The sequence below is a fragment of the Trichococcus sp. genome, from assembly GCF_049589555.1.
Lineage (GTDB): Bacteria > Bacillota > Bacilli > Lactobacillales > Aerococcaceae > Trichococcus.
On record NZ_JBAWAZ010000089.1, the window covers coordinates 1 to 2,060 of the forward strand.

The window sequence follows — 2,060 nt, forward strand, 5'->3', positions numbered from 1 at the left end:
TCCAAATCGGAAATATGATCGCCATGGTGCCGATCTATCCGTATTCGTCTCGACCTGCTGATATGGTATTGTCCAACCAAATGATGCATGACCGCTGGTTCTTCTGCGACGTGCAATGCCGCGGCCACTATCCTGCTTACGCCTTGAAGATGTTCGAACGCAAAGGCTTCAACCTGGACATCACCGAAGCAGACAAAAAAGCTTTGGCTGAAGGCACTGTCGACTATATCGGCTTCTCTTACTATATGAGTAACTGCGTCGATTCAACCGTAAATAAAGATGTATCGAAAGCTCTGGATGGTTCCAGTGCACATTCCGTGAAGAACCCGTTCATCGAAGAGTCCGACTGGGGCTGGGCGATCGATCCGGAAGGTTTGCGTTACACATTGAATCTGTTCTACGAACGCTATGAAAAACCATTATTCATCGTCGAAAACGGCTTCGGTGCCATCGACATCAAGGAAGAGGACGGCAGCTGCCACGATCCATACCGCATCGACTACCTCAAGACACATATCGAAGAAATGAAAAAAGCTGTCGAAGAGGACGGCGTCGATCTGATGGGCTACACACCTTGGGGCTGCATCGATTGCGTATCGTTCACGACCGGCGAAATGAAGAAACGCTACGGCTTCATCTACGTGGACCGAGACAATGAAGGCAACGGAACACTGGAAAGAAGCAAAAAGGATTCCTTCGATTGGTACAAGAAGGTCATTGCTTCCAACGGGGAAGAATTGGCTTAAATTGCATAAATGAAAAAGCTCAGCGGGGATTCCGCTGAGCTTTTTTCGGTTCGGTAATGTGGCCGGATTGTCCGCATCCACCCGCGCACGCTGCTGAGGGCTCTCCACCTCCGGCCAAGCGAGGCTCGCCGGAGGTGGAGGTAGATTATTCCGATCAACTACGGCGAGGCGGGCCTCATCGGAGGTCGAAGTTTAGCTCGCTACCTCACCTCCGGCGGACCAACCACTCACCGGAGCTGGGGCGCCCCAACGCCCCCAGCCTCCCCAGCGCAACCCCAGGACGTGTCATAGTTTAAATTTGCTGTGGTTTTTTCTGAATTGGGAAGGTGTCGTCTCATAGAATTTTCTGAAGGAACGGATAAAGTTCTCCTGATTTTTATAGCCTACATCAGGGCCGATATCTTGGATTTTCATATTAGTGTGCTTCAGAAGGTCAGCCGCAACCGTCATCCTTTTTCTTAACACGAATTTGGTGAAAGACTCTCCCGTTAATTGTTTGATCCGCAGAGAAATGTGTTGGGTGGAATAGTGAATGGAATCGGATAGTTGTTCCAGGGTGATGTCTTTATAGTTTTTCTCAATGGAAGTAATGATTTCAAAATCGATTACGTCCCGTTTGCGTTGTGGTTTTGGCATGATCGATCTGTCTTCATAGTGGCGGAGCAGATGGCTGAACAGCAACACAAGATTGGAGTGGACGACTTGTACATAATACTTTTGTTTGTTGATCGTCTCCAAGAACATATCCAAGATCATATTTTTGATTTTCAGGTCCCCGTTTGTTGGGAAAATTATGAAGCTGTCGATTTTTTTCGCATAGACGTCGCTGATCAGGAAGTTTGAGAAAATATGGTCGCCGCTTAGGTTGTTGAAGAAGATCTCTTGAAAACTGTCTTTTTGGATGAGAATATTCAGGACAATGCTGTAGTTGTTCACATCCAAGGAGTGAAAAACGCCCGGCGGAACGAGACAAATGTCCCCAGTCCGCATCACAAAGGTCTTGTTATCAATGAACTGTTCAAACTCCCCTTCATAGACATAGAACATTTCGTAGAAATCGTGTTTGTGCATGACCGGAGTTGAATACCGCGTATGCTGAGTGATTTTGACTTTTAAGGGATCATTCTCATTAAAAAAATAACTTTCAGGGAATGTTTCAGGAGGATTCAAAGTATCTGAAACCATGTGCGGAAGGATAGGGACCAATTGTTCTTTTGCCTCTTCTTCATTGAGTGTGGCTACAAATTCCTGGATGAGCCGTTTGTTGTTCCGGATTTCCCGATGGTTCATCAAATATTCTTCGACCTTCGTATA

Annotated in this window: 2 protein-coding genes; one reads left to right on the forward strand and one right to left on the reverse strand. The window is 46.7% G+C overall.

Annotation, left to right across the window (positions count from 1 at the left end):
* The coding region (locus WBV27_RS04025) for a family 1 glycosylhydrolase (RefSeq protein WP_424199639.1) at positions 1–746 on the forward strand (746 nt) is incomplete at its 5' end.
* A 285-nt stretch (positions 747–1,031) separates the two neighbouring features.
* Here the strand turns inward: WBV27_RS04025 and WBV27_RS04030 are convergent.
* Positions 1,032–2,060, reverse strand: a 1,029-nt coding sequence (locus WBV27_RS04030; protein ID WP_424199641.1) for an AraC family transcriptional regulator, incomplete at its 5' end; no start/stop codon positions are given.